This window comes from Rubidibacter lacunae KORDI 51-2 (assembly GCF_000473895.1).
Lineage (GTDB): Bacteria > Cyanobacteriota > Cyanobacteriia > Cyanobacteriales > Rubidibacteraceae > Rubidibacter > Rubidibacter lacunae.
This window is the reverse complement of sequence record NZ_ASSJ01000008.1, coordinates 88,749-105,011: the sequence shown is the minus strand read 5'-3', so window position 1 is coordinate 105,011 and position 16,263 is coordinate 88,749. Positions and strand designations below refer to the sequence as shown.

At 49.8% G+C, this 16,263-nt stretch carries 12 protein-coding genes and 1 pseudogene; 7 read left to right on the top strand and 6 right to left on the bottom strand.

Annotated features, from left to right (window positions below; all coding sequences use genetic code 11):
- Positions 1 to 499: 499 nt before the first annotated feature.
- Entirely contained in the window at positions 500 to 697 is a 198-nt protein-coding gene (locus KR51_RS02725) for a hypothetical protein (protein WP_040654883.1), read from the top strand.
- On the opposite strand, the gene KR51_RS02720 is transcribed toward KR51_RS02725, so the two are convergent.
- The 4 genes and pseudogenes from KR51_RS02720 to KR51_RS20490 form a co-directional block, all read right to left on the bottom strand.
- Positions 672 to 2,387 carry a hypothetical protein gene (locus KR51_RS02720; protein WP_022604575.1) on the bottom strand — a complete coding sequence of 572 codons (1,716 nt, stop codon included), beginning with the start codon at positions 2,385 to 2,387 and terminating at the stop codon, positions 672 to 674. The two genes, KR51_RS02725 and KR51_RS02720, sit on opposite strands and share 26 nt — an antisense overlap.
- 37 nt (positions 2,388 to 2,424) lie before the next feature.
- Positions 2,425 to 3,654 (bottom strand): exopolysaccharide biosynthesis GT4 family glycosyltransferase EpsE, encoded by a 1,230-nt coding sequence (epsE, locus tag KR51_RS02715; protein ID WP_022604574.1) that lies wholly within the window; start codon positions 3,652 to 3,654, stop codon positions 2,425 to 2,427.
- A gap of 13 nt (positions 3,655 to 3,667) precedes the next feature.
- Positions 3,668 to 4,963, bottom strand: a complete 1,296-nt coding sequence (locus tag KR51_RS02710) for a glycosyltransferase family 4 protein (protein ID WP_022604571.1) — start codon at positions 4,961 to 4,963, stop codon at positions 3,668 to 3,670.
- Between the two features lie 302 nt (positions 4,964 to 5,265).
- Positions 5,266 to 5,452: pseudogene (locus KR51_RS20490) on the bottom strand (ISKra4 family transposase); the annotation flags it as partial.
- Positions 5,453 to 5,469: 17 nt separating this feature from the next.
- On the opposite strand from KR51_RS20490, the gene KR51_RS19105 reads away from it, so the two are divergent.
- From KR51_RS19105 to KR51_RS02690, 5 genes are all read left to right on the top strand, one after another.
- Positions 5,470 to 5,640, top strand: a complete 171-nt coding sequence (locus tag KR51_RS19105) for a hypothetical protein (RefSeq protein ID WP_022604569.1) — start codon at positions 5,470 to 5,472, stop codon at positions 5,638 to 5,640.
- Between the two features lie 695 nt (positions 5,641 to 6,335).
- Positions 6,336 to 7,349 (top strand): catalase family protein, encoded by a 1,014-nt coding sequence (locus KR51_RS02705; protein ID WP_022604568.1) that lies wholly within the window; start codon positions 6,336 to 6,338, stop codon positions 7,347 to 7,349.
- A 98-nt stretch (positions 7,350 to 7,447) separates the two neighbouring features.
- Positions 7,448 to 8,074 (top strand): hypothetical protein, encoded by a 627-nt coding sequence (locus KR51_RS02700; protein WP_022604567.1) that lies wholly within the window; start codon positions 7,448 to 7,450, stop codon positions 8,072 to 8,074.
- A 70-nt stretch (positions 8,075 to 8,144) separates the two neighbouring features.
- Entirely contained in the window at positions 8,145 to 8,882 is a 738-nt protein-coding gene (locus KR51_RS02695) for a hypothetical protein (protein ID WP_022604565.1), read from the top strand.
- Between the two features lie 49 nt (positions 8,883 to 8,931).
- Positions 8,932 to 10,527 (top strand): Dyp-type peroxidase, encoded by a 1,596-nt coding sequence (locus KR51_RS02690; protein WP_022604563.1) that lies wholly within the window; start codon positions 8,932 to 8,934, stop codon positions 10,525 to 10,527.
- A 580-nt stretch (positions 10,528 to 11,107) separates the two neighbouring features.
- On the opposite strand, the gene KR51_RS02685 is transcribed toward KR51_RS02690, so the two are convergent.
- Positions 11,108 to 11,650 carry an MOSC domain-containing protein gene (locus tag KR51_RS02685; protein WP_022604560.1) on the bottom strand — a complete coding sequence of 181 codons (543 nt, stop codon included), beginning with the start codon at positions 11,648 to 11,650 and terminating at the stop codon, positions 11,108 to 11,110.
- 948 nt (positions 11,651 to 12,598) lie between these two features.
- Here KR51_RS02685 and KR51_RS02680 point away from each other — a divergent pair.
- A complete protein-coding gene (locus KR51_RS02680) occupies positions 12,599 to 15,034 on the top strand; it encodes a phosphoketolase family protein (protein ID WP_022604557.1) in 2,436 nt (811 codons plus the stop codon).
- A gap of 332 nt (positions 15,035 to 15,366) precedes the next feature.
- Here KR51_RS02680 and KR51_RS02675 read toward each other — a convergent pair whose 3' ends face one another.
- Positions 15,367 to 16,224 (bottom strand): hypothetical protein, encoded by an 858-nt coding sequence (locus tag KR51_RS02675; protein ID WP_156914933.1) that lies wholly within the window; start codon positions 16,222 to 16,224, stop codon positions 15,367 to 15,369.
- Between the last annotated feature and the right edge of the window lie 39 nt (positions 16,225 to 16,263).

Sequence of the window (16,263 nt, the reverse complement as noted above, 5' to 3'; positions counted from 1 at the left end):
AAGGCTCCTTTTCTTGAGTTAGGCCAGGTTTGGCAAATAGCCATAATTAGTTCTCAATTCGTAGCGTGAGCTTCTGTTGGACGGAAGTTTCTCGGATCGCTACGAGCCAAAACAACTAATCTTTTTCGAAATATAGCATGCACATATTTGAGTGTCAATTGATGTATGGTTCGGATATAGAGCCCGTAATCGTTAAACGCGGATTCCTTATAGAACAAGAACTGCAGCTATCCTAGCTACTCTAATGCTCGGTGTGCAAAAGGATTGTGATAGACCGCCAATAGGCGACCGGGGTTATTGCCTCGCTAATGGTCCGCACACCTCAAAAGGTACGATCGGTTCGCCGGCTGTGTGGAGCAGGTCGAACTACCGAAGGCGGTTAGGTCCAAGCTTGGTACGGCTCAGGAGGCCCTTAGCTCCACTCTTCCCAGGAGGGCCTGAATCGAGCCAATGGTGGTAGTAGTCGCTAAAATCTGTTTAGGCGTTTAACTTAAGTTTCATGGAATCTGCGCTGACGAAGAAAAGCGTAGCGGAGTCTTTGCAGGCTTACCCTCAGCAGGAAACCCAAGCTTCTGGGACTTCGCGCGGTACCTCGGCGATCGCGCCGAGGGCTTGCCGCGATTGGCTTTATTGCGACCGACCGTTGCAAGCTCAAGAATTGATTCTCCTCACTAGCTGGCTTGTTGGCGAGCGATAAAGTCAACTAATGCTGAATAGCGGGGCGACGAGGTCTGCTCGACACTTTCAAGGACGCCCCAACTGCCGTATTTGGTAGGAGTGCCGATAGAACTGAAGTTCATAAACAAAGTTCGCACTCCATCGGAATCTTGCCATGTTTCCAGCAGCTGCGTATATAAATCGTAAAATTCAGGTCGTCGATGCAGTTCGATAAAGAAACGCGTCAGTTCCTCGTTATTCTGGACTCCCTGGTAGCCCGCCACGTGGGAGTTGGCCTCGTAGGCGAGAAGTTCTTTGAGATGCGGATGCTCGACAACGAGCTGTTTGTAATATTCAAAGTCGTCCTTGACGTGCACTAATGAATCGTTTGAGCCGAGGATACTGCCATCTTTGAGCTGCGCGATCGCTATCTGAAAAGGATCGCCTTGAGCACCGTCGAGCCAGCTTTGAACCACCTCTTCATTGCCAGGAGCACCCATCGAACGTCCGAAGTAGCCCGTAATTGCCAAGGCATCAAAACCGTGGCTGTAGGACCCTGGAGGGGCCCACTCAAGGTATGACGTCACGACATCAGCAACATAGCGGCTGGCTGTTTGCGTTCCCAATACAACCGTCGTGCGGCCATTATCCTGGAAGTTTTCGCGCCAGATGTCGCCGATTTGCAGGGCGCGCAGGGTGTAAGACGTCAATATGCGACGGTAGTCATCGGGTTCGTCTGCAGCTGTAACGATTCCATTGTTAAGCAGCCAATGGAACTGCTCGAAAATTGAATTCCAAGCTTCGTTTGTGTACTCAACATACACGTGGCGTCCGCGATCGAGTTGCTCGCGAACGAGCTGTGCAAAGTTTGCGACGTACTCATCAGTGGCGCGATGGGGTATCGTAAACCACGGATCGACGTTTAACGCGTTGGCAAGACGAATCATGAGTTCTAGCGGTACGCCCTTAACTGAGTAGCGCGCATCATCAACCTGGGGGCGGTTCGACCACTCTTGCTGATCGGAATTATTAGTACTCATCCAGTCCATGAATCGCAATGCCGAGAAGGGAGCAACGCGCGCGAGGAAAACTGGATTGAATATTGTCTCCTGGTAAGTACTTTCAAACTCGGCGGGAAGCACCCGAATATTACGAATATAGTTGCCCGTTTTGTTTGGATCTGTGGCAACAACGTTCATTCCGATCCGGACATCTGAAGGCTTTTTTGCAACCAGCAGATCGCGTCCCGGTTGCGAGTTCGAGCGATCCTTTTGCACGTCTAGTGAGTATTCTAAGGTTCCCTCACCGTCGTAAAGAACCACAAACTCTCCGCCGTTATAATAGTGCATCAGCGTAACAACGCGTCTGTACCGAACGGGTGCATTTGTCTCGGGTAGAGAGCGGACCCAGCCGCGTTCGTCTAGATCGAGGGCATCGTACTCCCTGGTATTGAACTCGTCATTGCTCTGCGGAATCCACGGACGCGACATCTTGAACAAGTCAACGAAGGGATACTCGGTGGAGTAATCGATCGCGCCAGCTAGGTTCGTTCCGATCGCTGTTCCCTCGGCATGTGCCAGTAAGGTCGGCACGAACTCGACACTCTTGCTAACCGGTGTAAACGTTGGCAGCTCGCGATTGCTTCGGATACTGTTGCCGAGCAGGATAAAAGTCAGACTCAGGGCAAAAAAGTAAAATCCAATCGGCAATTTTGAGGGAGGTCTGTTCATGGTTTGAAATCCCCGATTCAAAGCTGATAGCTATAGGTTATTTGCTACCGTTGAGGACTGTTTGTAAACAGTTGGCAAGTTGTGTCGCACTGCGGAAATGATGGAACTTGGAGGCGATTTTATCGCGCGACCTCTGACTCAAATGGAGCGCCAGTTCGGGAGACTGAAGGCAACGCGCGATTGCATCGGCAAGGCGCTCTGGCGATCGCGGCGGCACCAGCAGTCCATCACTCTCGTGGTCGATCAGTTCGGCAACACCACCCGCAGCTGTAGAAACAGTAGGAACGCTCATTGCCATCGACTCCATAATGGCAACGCCTAAAGGCTCATGCCAACTTGCCAAAACGAATAAATGAGCATTTTCCAGATAGCATTTGACCGTTTCTTCGCTAACTGCCCCTAACAGGCGGACGCTACCAGTCAGTTGGCGTTCGCTGATGAGCGTGTCGAGGTAGCGGTGATACCCCCCACCACCTTGCTCGTCTTCGCCAGCAATATCTAGCTCGATAGGAAAGCCCTGCTGGCGAAGTATAACGATTGCCTCAAGTGTTTCTGCATGCCCCTTACATGGATTGAGCCGACCGCAGCTAAACAAACGCACATTGCCATTCCTTTGCCAGGGAATGTAGGGATCTCGACGCGTAAACCGCTCTACATTCACGCCCATAGGCGCGACTTCAAGCTGCGGCGGCAGGTGACCGACAAGCCGTTCTTTGACCTCGCGAGCCAGTTTGGTCGTGATGGTTACTCCAAATGCAGCATTCTGCCACTTTTGAGCTTGATTGGAACCGTAGTCTGTGAGTGGACCGTGTAGGGTCAAGCTGTAGGTCAACGACGACAACAGTGATGCAAAAAAAGCCACATTGGCAGCGTCAGCGCAGGAGTGGACGTGGACGTGTTGCCAACCGCGATCGCGTGCGATGCTGACAAGCTCGGCTCCGATGACGGTTAACGCCAACATTCGCAACTTTGCTGCACCTTTTACATCGTCGGCGGTGGCAACTGCCCGAAAGACACGCCACCATCCCGTCAGTCCGCTGCGCAACAATTCGCTGACAATTCCCCAGAATCGGACCGCGATCGGGAATAAATAAGTTGTCTGCTGGCAGGCTTCCTCCGTCCATGTATGAGACATGATGCCTTTCTTGGGTTGGCGAGTCGAGACCAGATCGACTGCAATTCCAAGCTGCTCCAAAGCCTGCCGCTCTCGCCAGTAGAAGATGTGTGTTTGACCCGGAAATTCGGGTATCAAGTAGCCAATTTTCATCGTCCGTGACGGTCTATTTTGCCCGACAACTCACTATCAATTCGCGATAGATCGATAACAGCTGCTCGGACTTATGGCTCCAAGTAAATTCTCGAGCGCGGGCGATCGCCTGCTCTGACATTTGTGCTCGTAGTTTGTTGTTGGTGACCAGTGTCGAAATATGCTGCTCGAGCAGAGTAACGACTTCAGCGCGCGATGTCGGGGCAATTTTGTACCCATTTTGCTCGGTCACGTATTCGCCAATGCCACCATTGTCAACGACGATACAGGGCAATCCGCAAGCCATCGCCTCAAGCACCACAGCCCCGCCAAATTCGCGTATTGATGGAAAGCAGAAAATATCTGCTCGACGGTAGTACTCCAGAGTTTTAGCCTGGGGCACCCAGCCGGCGAATTCTACCGTCAGCCGCGACGCGTTCAGACCGCGATCCCTAACAACTTCCTCCAAACGCGATCGCTCCGAGCCATCGCCAACAATCGTTAGGACAAGGCGATCGCGAACTGTTGGGTCGAGGTTGGCGATCGCGTCAAGTATCATGTCTGCACCTTTATAGGGTACGAGACGTCCGACAAACAGAAGTCTCACCCTGCCATCTTCTGAAACACTTGGTGCCCTTGGGTCGAGAAAGCAAGCATCAATGCCATTTTCGTAGAATAGCTCGACGCGTTCGTCGGGAATGGCAAATAACCGCTTGAGCAGTTCGAGCGTATACGTGGAGCCGGCAAGGATTTTGTGGGCATTTTTATAGGTCGCCACATAATCCGGTAGGAGAGAGCGCCCAACTGCACGCAAGAAATTGAACTGCGCCGACTCTTGGCGTGCTATCTTACCGAAGCCAGGTGGAAAGGGCACGCCGCCATTTACCGGACCTAAGAGAAACGGCGTTTGCAAACAGGCGCGATGGATGGCAACTGGATATCGCGGCATCATAGGGGTGATGGCGTGGACGAGGTCGTAGTCTCCACGCTCCACATTTGGCGAAAACCGCCGGCAAACTTGACGGTTAAATTCTTCGTATATTGGGTAGGCAAGGGCATTGCGCAACGGCCAGTTCACGCGGCCGCGCGCGGTCAAGCCGTCAACTAGTTTGTAGTACCGCTTGCTAAGTACACCTTCATAGATATAGGTGATTTGTGTATCGGTCGTACGACTAAGGGCAGGAGCATTTCGCCCGTGCGTAACGAGGTGGACGTCGGCATGTCGGGCGATCCCGCAGTAGTAGTTATATCCTTCCAGCGGAACGGAAGCCCAATCAGGATTGCACTGCTCGATAATGAGCAAAACTCGAAGGCGCTCGGGGCTACTCACAATCTTGCTCCCATGGTCTTGCTCTCGCAAGCTAGCAAGCTCGCAGCTGCCTCACTAAGCGATGTAAATAAGCAATGTAAAACAGACATGCCTGCAATCTCTGCCCTCAAATTAAATCCTTAGCGTTGCGAGTGGGTTCGTTTTGCCAACACTTTACCGTGAGGCGTTCGAGCCGGTAGTTACTCCAGCCCTAATAAGTTTCCCTTCTGAAGGCGATCGCAATGTTACGCGGACGGACATGCCGCAGGGTGCCCGTAACCTTCTACAGAGAGAATTCGAAGCAGTTTGTCGAGGTAGGCGCATCAATGTGCCAGCACTTGCGGCACATTGCCAGTCTCCCATTTTGCCCCTGAAATTTTCAGCCGCCGTTCAATCTGGTTCACCGTTGACTCCACTGACCCACTATCCGATGGCACATACCTCCTCATTTTGCAGATACTCGAAATTGGTTATGCGCAAATAATGCTTTTTCAGGTTGCGCCGGAAACTACTGGTAATGAAACAAGGTGTTAAGTTTTAGCGCCGACGGGTATGCCAGCGAGCCATACGATATCCGCCGCTACGTGCTGGGAGGGAAAATTGGCACTTACGCTCTGTCATTAGCGCTAGAGCAGCAAGCTAAGTTGGCTGAGAGGCTCGAGTGGCATGCGCTAGGCTTGCTCGTTGAGGAGAATTAAGGACCCAAGGATGCTTTTCACCTGTCGGGGGGAGCTGGCGGCAATCTGCGTAGTTGCCGCGAGAAAAAAATTCCCAGCTTCGTTCAGGACAGCTTGCTGGGCTTAGGCGCTCGCGGTCTGCTCGATCCCTCTGAGGGTCTGGAGATAACCTGAGAGAGAGAGTTGCGATAGAGGATGTCTTCGATTACCGCGACATTTTTCTTGGAGGTGAGCGGAGTCCGCGGGGTCCTTGAGGCAATCCGAGCATGGAGGCACACCTCCAACCTAATTTTCATCTCCGGAAGAAGCCACCCACCCCTACCAGCTCGCCTTTGTTTTGCAATGATTGCAGATTAATACCAATTGTTTCAAGAGCTGGCTTATGGGTTTGTGATTCAGTTACTCTCTTTTAAAGAAGCCTTCAGTGCTTGACGAAAAAGTAGTTGAGGTTCTTGTGGTTAATAAACTTTTGTTTTTGTGAAGAAGTTGGCAATAGTTTTTGAATTAAACTTCCCGATCTAGACTTATGATAAGTTTACTATTCATCCCCGATCGATCGCAAGAGATAAAGTTAAGTACTCTGGACAATCATCCTTATTAAGCCTGCAGTATCTCATCTTCAAGACGATGAACTTCTCAAAGATTGAATTTGGATTATTAAGACTGAAAAACAGATTGGAAAAACTACAGAACTTAGAATCAGAAAGGCCCACTTCATGACTAAGGATTTGGAGCACATTCCCGAGAATGAACGACAGGATACCGCTAGCTTAGAGCAAATGCTTCAAGCAAAGATGACCCGAGATTATCCTCCCCCGGCAAGGATGCAGCGAGACGCTCATCCAAAGCAGCATGGCTTGGTAAAAGCGGAGTTCATCGTGGAAGAAAATATACCAGTAAACCTAAAAATAGGGGTCTTCAAGCAGCCCTGTAGCTACAAAGCTTGGATACGTTTCTCCAATCAGAATTCAGATCCACAACCAGATAACGTAAAAGATATCCGCGGGATGGCTATAAAGTTGATGGGAGTCTCAGGAGAAAAGCTCCTTGAAGAAGAAAAAAATGCCACAACACATGACTTTATCCTTATCAGCACGCCCATGTTTGTAACCAAAAGTGTCAATCAGTTTGAAAAATTAATTGCCGCTTTGGTGAGCCACAAGGTTAGGATCGTGTTATTTTTCTTGCTCAACCCGGGAGTGCTTATAAATTTGCTGCGCTCCAACAAAAATTATCCCAATCCATTGGCAGCTCGTTATTGGAGTTCAACACCTTATCAGTATGGCGATCGGATAGTGAAATATTCTGCAAAACCTAATGACTCTGATTTTGGTGAGATACCTGATAGTCCAGATGAAAATTACCTGCGCAGTGCATTGTCAACTTACTTGTCTAAAAAAGGAACTAGCTTTGACTTTATGGTGCAACTAAGGAATGACTCAAAATCTATGCCAATAGAAGACTCAAGTAAACGCTGGAGTGAAACCGAATCTCCTTTTATTAAAGTGGCTACAATTAAGATCCATCGCCAAAAAATTGACTCGCCAGAGCAATTTGCCTATGGCAATACACTGTCCTTTAATCCTTGGCATGCCCTCCCCGAGCACCGCCCACTGGGAGGGATCAATCGAGCCCGAAAAGTCATATACGAATCCATCTCTAAGTTTAGGCACGAAAAAAACAACATTAAACGGCACGAGCCAGTGGACTTCTCACCCTTTGAAGAGTAAGCATAAATGCTGCTTCAATGCTTGACTTAAAAGACTCATTTCTTGAAGTTAAAATTACGCAAGTCTAATTTGTCCAATAGCTTACTCAGGAACTAATTGTGTCAAACATTGCTGGAAAATCCTATGCGATGAACGTGGTAACTCCAATACCATGGTATATCGCCCCCATCAACCGCCTGATTTTTTTGTTTGCCAAGCTGCGTCAAGGTACTTTGCTAGGGTTGCTTACTCTTTCTCTTATTCACTATGCCCGTTGGGTAATTCTGGCAGATAATCAGTTTCCTAATTTAGGGAAAGAACAGCCGAAAGAAAAACTGAAATATCGGTATATGTTCTTCTTTAGCAATTTCAATGGTAGCTGGGATCAATATGTCGATTCGTTCAGTATGGCTATTCCTACAGGACTTGATTTCTTTTGGTTTAAAAATGTGCGATACCCGAAGTCCGTTCCCATAAAGCCATTTCACGATCACATTGAATATAATCAGATTTGGACGAACCACTACTATAATGCCTATCCAATGGCTGCATCGAACGATATTAAGTCTGCAAAAAATGTCAAGGCCAAATTGCTGGGCTTTATCGAAGATACCGAGAATAGCTCGGCGGAGGAATTTCAAGCTAGATTCAACGTTTTACTTGGCGATTTGCAACACGATCTTGTCTTGATGGAGCGAACACCGATCGTGAGTTTAGCAGCGGATGCGGTAGAGCAACGCCACTAACTAAACCTCTTAAATTAGCGATCTCTCGAGCATTTATCTGGATCGCATATCGTAGGGAAACACGTGAACCATGTTAAATAAAAGCAAATTACGTAAAAGTGGAAAAGCCTACGGACTAACTGCCCTGATCCCGATAAAAAGCAACAAAAAAACTGAAAACTTGGGCCAATCCTATGCAAGCAATGCTCGACAAATTTTGCAGCAATGGCCTTCAAATGAATACAGTATGGATGTGGATGACTTAAGCCCGATGGCTAAAGTTCCCAATACCTATCTATGTCGTTTTTACATTCTCAATGATATTTTTTACGAAGGAAAGCCAGCAATAGAAGAGCATTTAAAGTCAAGTTATATTGTTTTCTCTGGCAATTTTTACAGTAAGTTTTGGAAGTTTCCCGAAGCTCTCGAAGATTATGTGCGAGGAATGTGGAAATATGCAGGTGAGGAGCTAACCAAGTTGTTGCAGAATTGCGTTGGCTTTGAGTGCGTCAATAGAGAAGAGGCAGCGGACAAAAAAGAAAATGCGTTTGTTGGCTATATTAAGCGCTGTCAAGTTGACAATGCCTTATTCTTTAATGGTTCCACCGATGATTCACTCAAAGAACAGCTCAAAGCGCTGTATTTGAGACAGGCATTTACCCACTTTGTCTTCAAGTATCAAACGCAAATTCAAACTGGCAAGATCGATGCGGTCGGACTACAAAAAGCCTTTCGCAATTTTGTCGAGGTTACAAGACCACATGAAGTCGATAGCCCCTTCTGGCCTGCGGGCATTGGCATCGAACCAGAAGGAATCTCCGACCTTTAGAATCTCGCCAGCATTGACTTTGTAAACCCTTGACTAGAGTATAAACGTCATGCTCAATTTTGTTGAAAATGGTCGCTTCATTGACCGCGATGAAGCAAGTCACATCGACCTCTTTGACGTGCAAGGCAATCTCGTCAAAGCCTATGGGCGCTTTGAATTTACGAAAGCACGCTACATTTTTTATCGTATCCTGGGTGAGGGCGGGAGCCAAGGACGAGCCTTTGTTCGCGACCTAGTGCCAGAGATTACTAATGGTGCTGCTTGGGATAAGCGCAACGAGGTGAGAATTCCTCCTGTAACAACAAATATTGCCTTCACCTTTACCGGCCTCAAAAACCTAGGTTTGCCATTAAAATCGCTGAAGAGTTTCCCGCCCGAATTTATGATGGGCATGAAGGCCCGCAGAGATATTCTAGGGGATGATGGTCCGAGCGCGCCAGAGCATTGGGATCCTATTTGGCAACAAGAAACACCGGTGGATATCATGGTTTGGATCAATGCCAGAAAAAGCGAGCAACTTGAAACTCGCTATCAGGAAATATGCGGTATTGTCGATAGATATGATGAGGTCGAACAAGTAATCGGTCATCGCAGCTCGACTGGAGAAAACTTGCCCTATCAAGATGCAGCAGCGCTGCTGGATGCCGATGGTTCTCCCACCTCAAAAGAGCACTTTGGTTATGTCGATGGCATTAGTGAGCCTTACTTCAAAGGCAGCTGTCGCAATTCGGCTGCAGTTGTTGGAGGTGGTAAACTCACGCGCACGCGCGGCAATCCCAAAACCTCTGAGGGCTGGGAGCCACTTGAAACAGGTGAATTTATCCTGGGCTACCGTGATGAAGCAGAAGAATATCCAGTTGCACCAATTCCGCGTTTGTTGTCACTTAACGGTACTTTCCTGGTGTACCGTAAGTTACATCAGAATGTAATGTCTTTTCGGAGCTATATCGACAAAGTCGGCCAATACTACCCAGATGGTAAAACTGCATTAATGGCCAAATTTTCCGGACGCTGGCCAAATGGCGCACCTTTAGCATTGTTCCCCACCGAGAAAGAAGCTGACGATCATATGAGGGAATTGCACGAGGCAAGGGAGAATAGCGATCCCAAGTTTTATGAATTGCGGCAGAAGCTGGAGGCGTTTAATTTCGATGACGATCTCGAAGGCAGTCGTTGCCCGGTGAGTTCCCATACACGCCGTACTAATCCTCGTGGGTCGTTAGAATTCGGCAAGGAAGCTTTTGAGACGCCGGGAGCATTGATCGATCGCCGCCGACTGCTCCGACGGGGATTGCCATACGGCAAAGTTGACGATCCGGCCCGCGACGATGGCGACCACGGTATTATTTTTATGGCTCTGGGGGCGAGCATCGAGAGACAGTTTGAATTCGTACAACAACAGTGGATCAACTATGGCAATGATTTTAAATTAGCCAACGAAAGAGATCCTCTCTTGGGTAACCACGGTACGATCGCTGATGGGAAAGGGGGTCGTATGGTCATTGAAGGCGAGAAGGGCAAGCGCATACCGTTCTTTTGTGCTAATATGCCACGCTTTGTGGAAACTCGCGGGGGTGATTATTTCTTTTTGCCAAGCATAACTGGTGTGCGAATGATTGGTGAGGGAATCATTGACCCAACCTAAATAAAGTTGTGTTCTACTACTCTAAAATTAGTCTGGCTGGCATTGCTACATAGGGTTTTAAATCCGGTCAAAACTTAAGACTATTAGCAATGCTAACCACTAAGGACTAATCTAGCAATTTCACCTATGTTGGTGAGAAATGTGGAGAATCCACTACACTCATTCTCGTGTTTCATCTAGAATCCATCTTTCGTCAAGCCTAGCAATAGCCTTATGTTTAAAATGGCACTAAATTACTTACGATTTAGCCCTCAAATCACTGGAGTCTCCGCTTAAAATCTATGAACCCATCTCAGCTGGTGGGCAAGTCCCTGCAGATTCAGTTATGGTTGTTGATTTCGACGACCTGTTATGTTGCAGGTGTTGTGCTTGCTGGGAGAATAACAGATCGCCCCCCTGCAAGCCACCCTCTGAAGACCCCCCAAATAAATTCTATCTGAGGAGGACGGGGGAAGCCTAACGTCCAGGACAAACGGCAGCAGATGTAATTTGCAACACCATTGGTGAATTTGTCTGTCCCCTACATCGACATGATGGCTGGCGAAACTATTCGAAGGAAAAGGGTTAAAATCATTATCTTTCAGACCCGATCGAGAGACTTGTAAGGTTCAGGAGGCAATTTGATTTGGATTAGATCGCCGGGTCTAACCTCGCCACCAACTGCAACGATACTCATGACACCAGCTTTGCGAATTAGCTTACCTTGTTTGTCACGATCTAATACTGCTGCCATGAGTCCTGCTTGGAATCGATTTAACTGGGTACAAGGATTTCGCAGACCCGTTAGTTCTACTACTGCCTTGTTGCCTATATGTAACTGTGTACCAGTTGGTAAAGCGAGCAGATTAATGCCACGTGTTGTGATGTTCTCACCCATCTGCCCTGCAGATACATCGAAACCAGAAGCCCGCAACTCATCATGCAATTCAGCATGAATTAGATGAACCTGACGTAAATTAGTCTGGCTTGGGTCGACAGCTACTCGCGATCGATGCTGAACAGTCTTGCCCATATGGGAATCATCTTGCACTCCCAAACCAGTTAGAAGCTGGATACTTTCCTGATTTACTTTTGTAAATGTGTGGGTTTTACTCCGGCTGACTGCTATTACAACACCACTCATTTTCGCTGCCTCCTCTCTCTTAATCATAAACCCCACTCTAAACTTGCTCCTTGTCAGTCTTCCTATGCGGCACCTCGATCGATTCGCTCAAGACCGAAGGTCTGCACGGAAGCACGGGAACTTCAGCTGCCGGTACGCCACTTTTCGGCAATTTTTGAGGTGCCCGTAAGTCCTCCAGTGGGTCTAAAACACCCTATTCATGACTTCTACTCATTCAACCCTGGAAGATTTCTCGAATCGAGCGATTTGACGTGCAAGGCAATCTCAGGTTTGATTCAAAAAGCCTCTGAAAACACCCTAGAAGGAACCTCGAATAATTTGCTCAAGACTGAAGGTCGGCACGACAGCACAAACATTTAAGCCGCCGATACGCCACAATCCGGCAATTTTTCGAGATGCCCTAGAAACCTCCTGATATTGTAAGAAACAGATATCGAACTGCAAGTCTAGGTTGTACGGAGCTGTATGAACTGATGTTGTGATAGGAGAACTCCGCTCATTTGAGCTGCCGAGCCGACACGTCAAGTCCCTAAATTAGCAACGCTTCACCTCAGAAGGTTAGTATTCTCCACTAGTACTCAATCGCGATGCTTCAGAAAGCAGCTGCAGTCCTCGATTGGCGTGCTGTTGGTAATACATTTCTATATAGCTTTCGGTGATTATCTCGCAGGTAGATTTTACACCAAATTTGGTTCTGACTCATCCATCCCGCCTTTGATTCCAGAACTATTTCGGTTCTTATATGCATCCTTCTTATCAAACTTGTTGCTTGTTACGCGATCGCTCGAATGCCTTTCGTATTTTACGTTTTGCAGATGAAACATGAAGCAGATCTTAAGGAAACACTCGTCCTCTTCGAAGCAAAACGATCTTAACAATTTCTTTATCGGTCATGAGTATAATGGCGCTAATTTGTTGGGTATAAACCGATTGCAGGAGGATATAGCTATGGTGGCAGCACCAGAGAAACCGACATCAGCCACTACGATTAGTGCGTTTGGGCGCGCTCGCTCCACTGTCACTGGGTCACCTCTGAGTCCCGACGAGGTCGGCAGAATGAACGCCTACTGGCGCGCTTGCTGCTATCTCATTCTTGGGATGATCTATCTGAAGGAAAATCCACTACTGCGAGAGCCCTTGACAGCGGATCAGCTCAAGCCTCGCCTGCTCGGGCATTGGGGGTCTAGCCCGGGACAGTCTTTCACGTACATCCATCTCAATAGAGTCATCAAGAAATACGATCTCGACGTTCTATTTCTGTCTGGACCGGGGCACGGCGCGCCCGGCGTGCTGGCTCCGCTATACCTCGAAGGCGTCTACTCCGAGGTATACCCCGAAATCAGCGAGAACGTGGAAGGACTGCAGCGCTTCTTCAAGCAGTTTTCGTTCCCCGGTGGTATCGGCAGCCACTGCACGCCCGAAACCCCCGGCTCGGTCCACGAGGGTGGCGAGCTCGGCTATAGCGTTTCCCATGCATTCGGTACGGTGCTCGATAGGCCCGACGCGATCGCCGCGGTTATGGTCGGCGATGGCGAGTCAGAAACCGGTCCTCTAGCAACGTCCTGGCACTCTAACAAGTTCCTCAACCCCATTACCGACGGTGCGGTGCTGCCGATCCTGCACCTCAACGGCTACAAGATCAACAACCCGACGATCCTGTCGCGCATTCCCCACGACGATCTTGAAGCCTTGTTCCGAGGCTATGGCTATACCCCATACTTCGTGGAAGGCTCCGACCCCGAGACCATGCACCAGGCAATGGCCGCCACGCTCGACCGCTGCGTGACAGAAATCCGCGCGATTCAGCAAGAAGCTCGCAGCACTGGTGTTGCCAGGTTCGCGCACTGGCCGATGATCGTCCTGAGGACGCCTAAGGGCTGGACGTCGCCCGGCGAGATTGACGGGAAGAAGATGGAAGGCTCGTGGCGATCGCACCAGGTGCCGGTGAAGGATGCCAAGACCAATCCCGCCCACCTGGAACTCCTTGAAGCGTGGCTGCGGAGCTATAAGCCCGAAGAACTCTTTGACGAGAACGGTGCATTCCTGCGGGACTTGAAGGCACTTGCTCCGGAAGGCACCCGGCGCATGGGAGCAAATCCCGCTGCAAACGGCGGTCTGTTGTGCCAGAACTTGTTGATGCCAGATTTCCGCGGCTACGGCGTCGAAGTAATCAAGCCCGCCCAGTCGATTGCCGAGAACACGCGCCCGTTGGGTCGCTTTCTACGCGACATCATGGCTGACAATATGACCAACTTCCGGGTGTTCGGTCCGGATGAGAACACGTCCAACAAGCTGGATGCGGTCTACGAAGTCAGCAAAAAGACCTGGCTGGCAGAATACCTGCCGGAAGATGCTGATGGCGGCGAACTTGCTGCGGACGGTCGCGTGATGGAGATGCTCAGCGAGCACACTCTGGAGGGTTGGCTGGAAGGTTATTTGCTCACCGGACGCCACGGCTTCTTCGCGACCTACGAATCCTTCGTTCACGTGATCGACTCGATGGTCGGCCAGCACGCGAAGTGGATCGAGAAGTGCCACGAGACGAACTGGCGCGCACCGATTCCGTCGCTGAACTTGTTAATCACCTCAACGGTATGGCGCCAGGACCACAACGGCTTCACTCACCAAGACCCGGGCTTCCTTGACGTAGTCTGCAATAAGAGCGCCGAAGTGACGCGGATTTATCTGCCGCCGGATGCAAACTCGCTGTTGTCGGTGGCAGATCACTGCCTGCAGAGCAAGGATTACGTCAACGTTATCGTGGCCGACAAGCAGATGCACCTGCAGTTCATGGACATGGACTCGGCAGTATTGCACTGTACCAAGGGACTCGGCATCTGGGATTGGGCGAGCAACGATCTAGGCTCGGAACCGGATCTCGTTATGGCCTCAGCCGGCGATATTCCCACTCAGGAAGCCTTGGCGGCAACTGCAATGCTACGCGAGGAATTCCCGGAGCTCAAGATCCGCTTCATTAACGTGGTGGATCTGTTTAAGTTGCAGCCAGACACCGAGCACCCCCATGGCTTAAGCGATCGCGACTTCGATAGCTTGTTTACCCTGGACAAGCCGATCATCTTCAACTTCCACGGCTACCCTTGGTTGATTCACCGCTTGGCCTACCGCCGCACCAACCACGTCAACATGCACGTGCGCGGCTACAAGGAGAAGGGCAACATCAACACGCCATTGGAGTTGGCGATTCGCAACAACATCGATCGTTTTAGCCTGGCGATCGACGCGATCGACCGCATCCCGCACTTGAGGGTAGCAGGTGCACATGCCAAGGAAAAGTTCCTCAACCAACAGATCGAGTGTCGCAACTACGCTTACACCTACGGCGTGGATCGGGAGGATATCGTCGACTGGCGCTGGCCCTACTAGCCCGCAGACTCCGTCAGCTCGTAAAGCTATTGGAGTGCTGAGAGGATAGAGCGGTTGAGGAGCTGGTTCGGACGCCCCTAGTCGGAAACAAACGGCTCTCGCAACTTCCGCCTTGGAAACTGTCCGGACGCTCCCCTCCGTTGCCCAACAAGTGAACCCGAACCGATTTGTTAAATCGTTTCGGGTCTTGATTTTGTGCACTACCACTTACTTCTGGGCACTTCGACAATTTCGGGATCGTAGTGTACCGGCGGTTGAAATGCCAGTAGTGCCATGCCGACCTTCGGTCTTGAGAGAATTATCGAGGTGCTCTTTCTGAATAGGCAACGCAACTATCGGGGGAGGAAATCGGGGCCGACATCGATCGCAGTGTCGGTTTGCGGCTCCTCAAAGCCAATGTAGCGACCGGTAATTACAGTAAGTCCTTGTTGGTAAACCGTTGCATCGCGGCGGCGAAGACGGAGCACGATCGAGGTGGGGTCGCCATCCGGCTGCGTGTAGTCTAAAACGTACTGTTGGTATTCCTTGTCGTAAAACTGGCGAGATATAAACGACGCCGGTCCGATAAGAAGACTGCCAATTATGCTGCCAGTGTCGGTCATCAATCGCTTGGCGTAGTTGCCCGAAGCAATTGCAGTAATGGCATTTTTCGGAATTGTTACGTTCCCGTATTGATATTCCTCTTTTTCAAAGATCACCTCGGTTTCCGATTGGGCAATCGAGACAAAACATGACTTCATATCCTGTTCGCCCGCATGGAAGCAGCGTCCGTTGTAAGGACCCGACGGGGGCACAGGAAAATTTACGTATTGGCCCGAGAACTGCGTCAGCTCTTGCTGGAACTGAGGGGCGTCCTCGAGATTGACGCGCACGGCCACTTGCTTCTCAGCGCCTAGAGTTAGTAAGTATTGCTGCCGGGTTTTGTTCAAGGGCGTTCTAATGACCGGCACTGGATTGCTAGCATCTTCGGTCGCAATTCTTGAAATCGAGCCCTCCGCGATCGCCGCATTTTCGTCTTGGAACTCTTCTTTGCCGAAACTCAGCGTTAGCTCCGACTCGATGGTAATATCGCACCCTTTAAAGTCGCTGGAACCGGAATGGTAGCAACGCCCGCTATAAGTCCCTGCAACAGCATCTGAACTCGCAATTGTGCCGAAGGCGATCGTCGAAACCGAGATGGCGCCAGCCAACTTGGCAGCCAGAATTGCAAAACCTGTTGTGCGAGGAGA

Bases quoted from the DNA above. Each gene is read 5' to 3' on its own strand.
- KR51_RS02725 (WP_040654883.1), top strand. From the start codon at position 500: ATGGAATCTGCGCTGACGAAGAAAAGCGTAGCGGAGTCTTTGCAGGCT.
- KR51_RS02720 (WP_022604575.1), bottom strand. From the start codon at position 2,387: ATGAACAGACCTCCCTCAAAATTGCCGATTGGATTTTACTTTTTTGCC.
- epsE (WP_022604574.1), bottom strand. From the start codon at position 3,654: ATGAAAATTGGCTACTTGATACCCGAATTTCCGGGTCAAACACACATC.
- KR51_RS02705 (WP_022604568.1), top strand. From the start codon at position 6,336: ATGACTAAGGATTTGGAGCACATTCCCGAGAATGAACGACAGGATACC.
- KR51_RS02695 (WP_022604565.1), top strand. From the start codon at position 8,145: ATGTTAAATAAAAGCAAATTACGTAAAAGTGGAAAAGCCTACGGACTA.
- KR51_RS02690 (WP_022604563.1), top strand. From the start codon at position 8,932: ATGCTCAATTTTGTTGAAAATGGTCGCTTCATTGACCGCGATGAAGCA.
- KR51_RS02685 (WP_022604560.1), bottom strand. From the start codon at position 11,650: ATGAGTGGTGTTGTAATAGCAGTCAGCCGGAGTAAAACCCACACATTT.
- KR51_RS02680 (WP_022604557.1), top strand. From the start codon at position 12,599: ATGGTGGCAGCACCAGAGAAACCGACATCAGCCACTACGATTAGTGCG.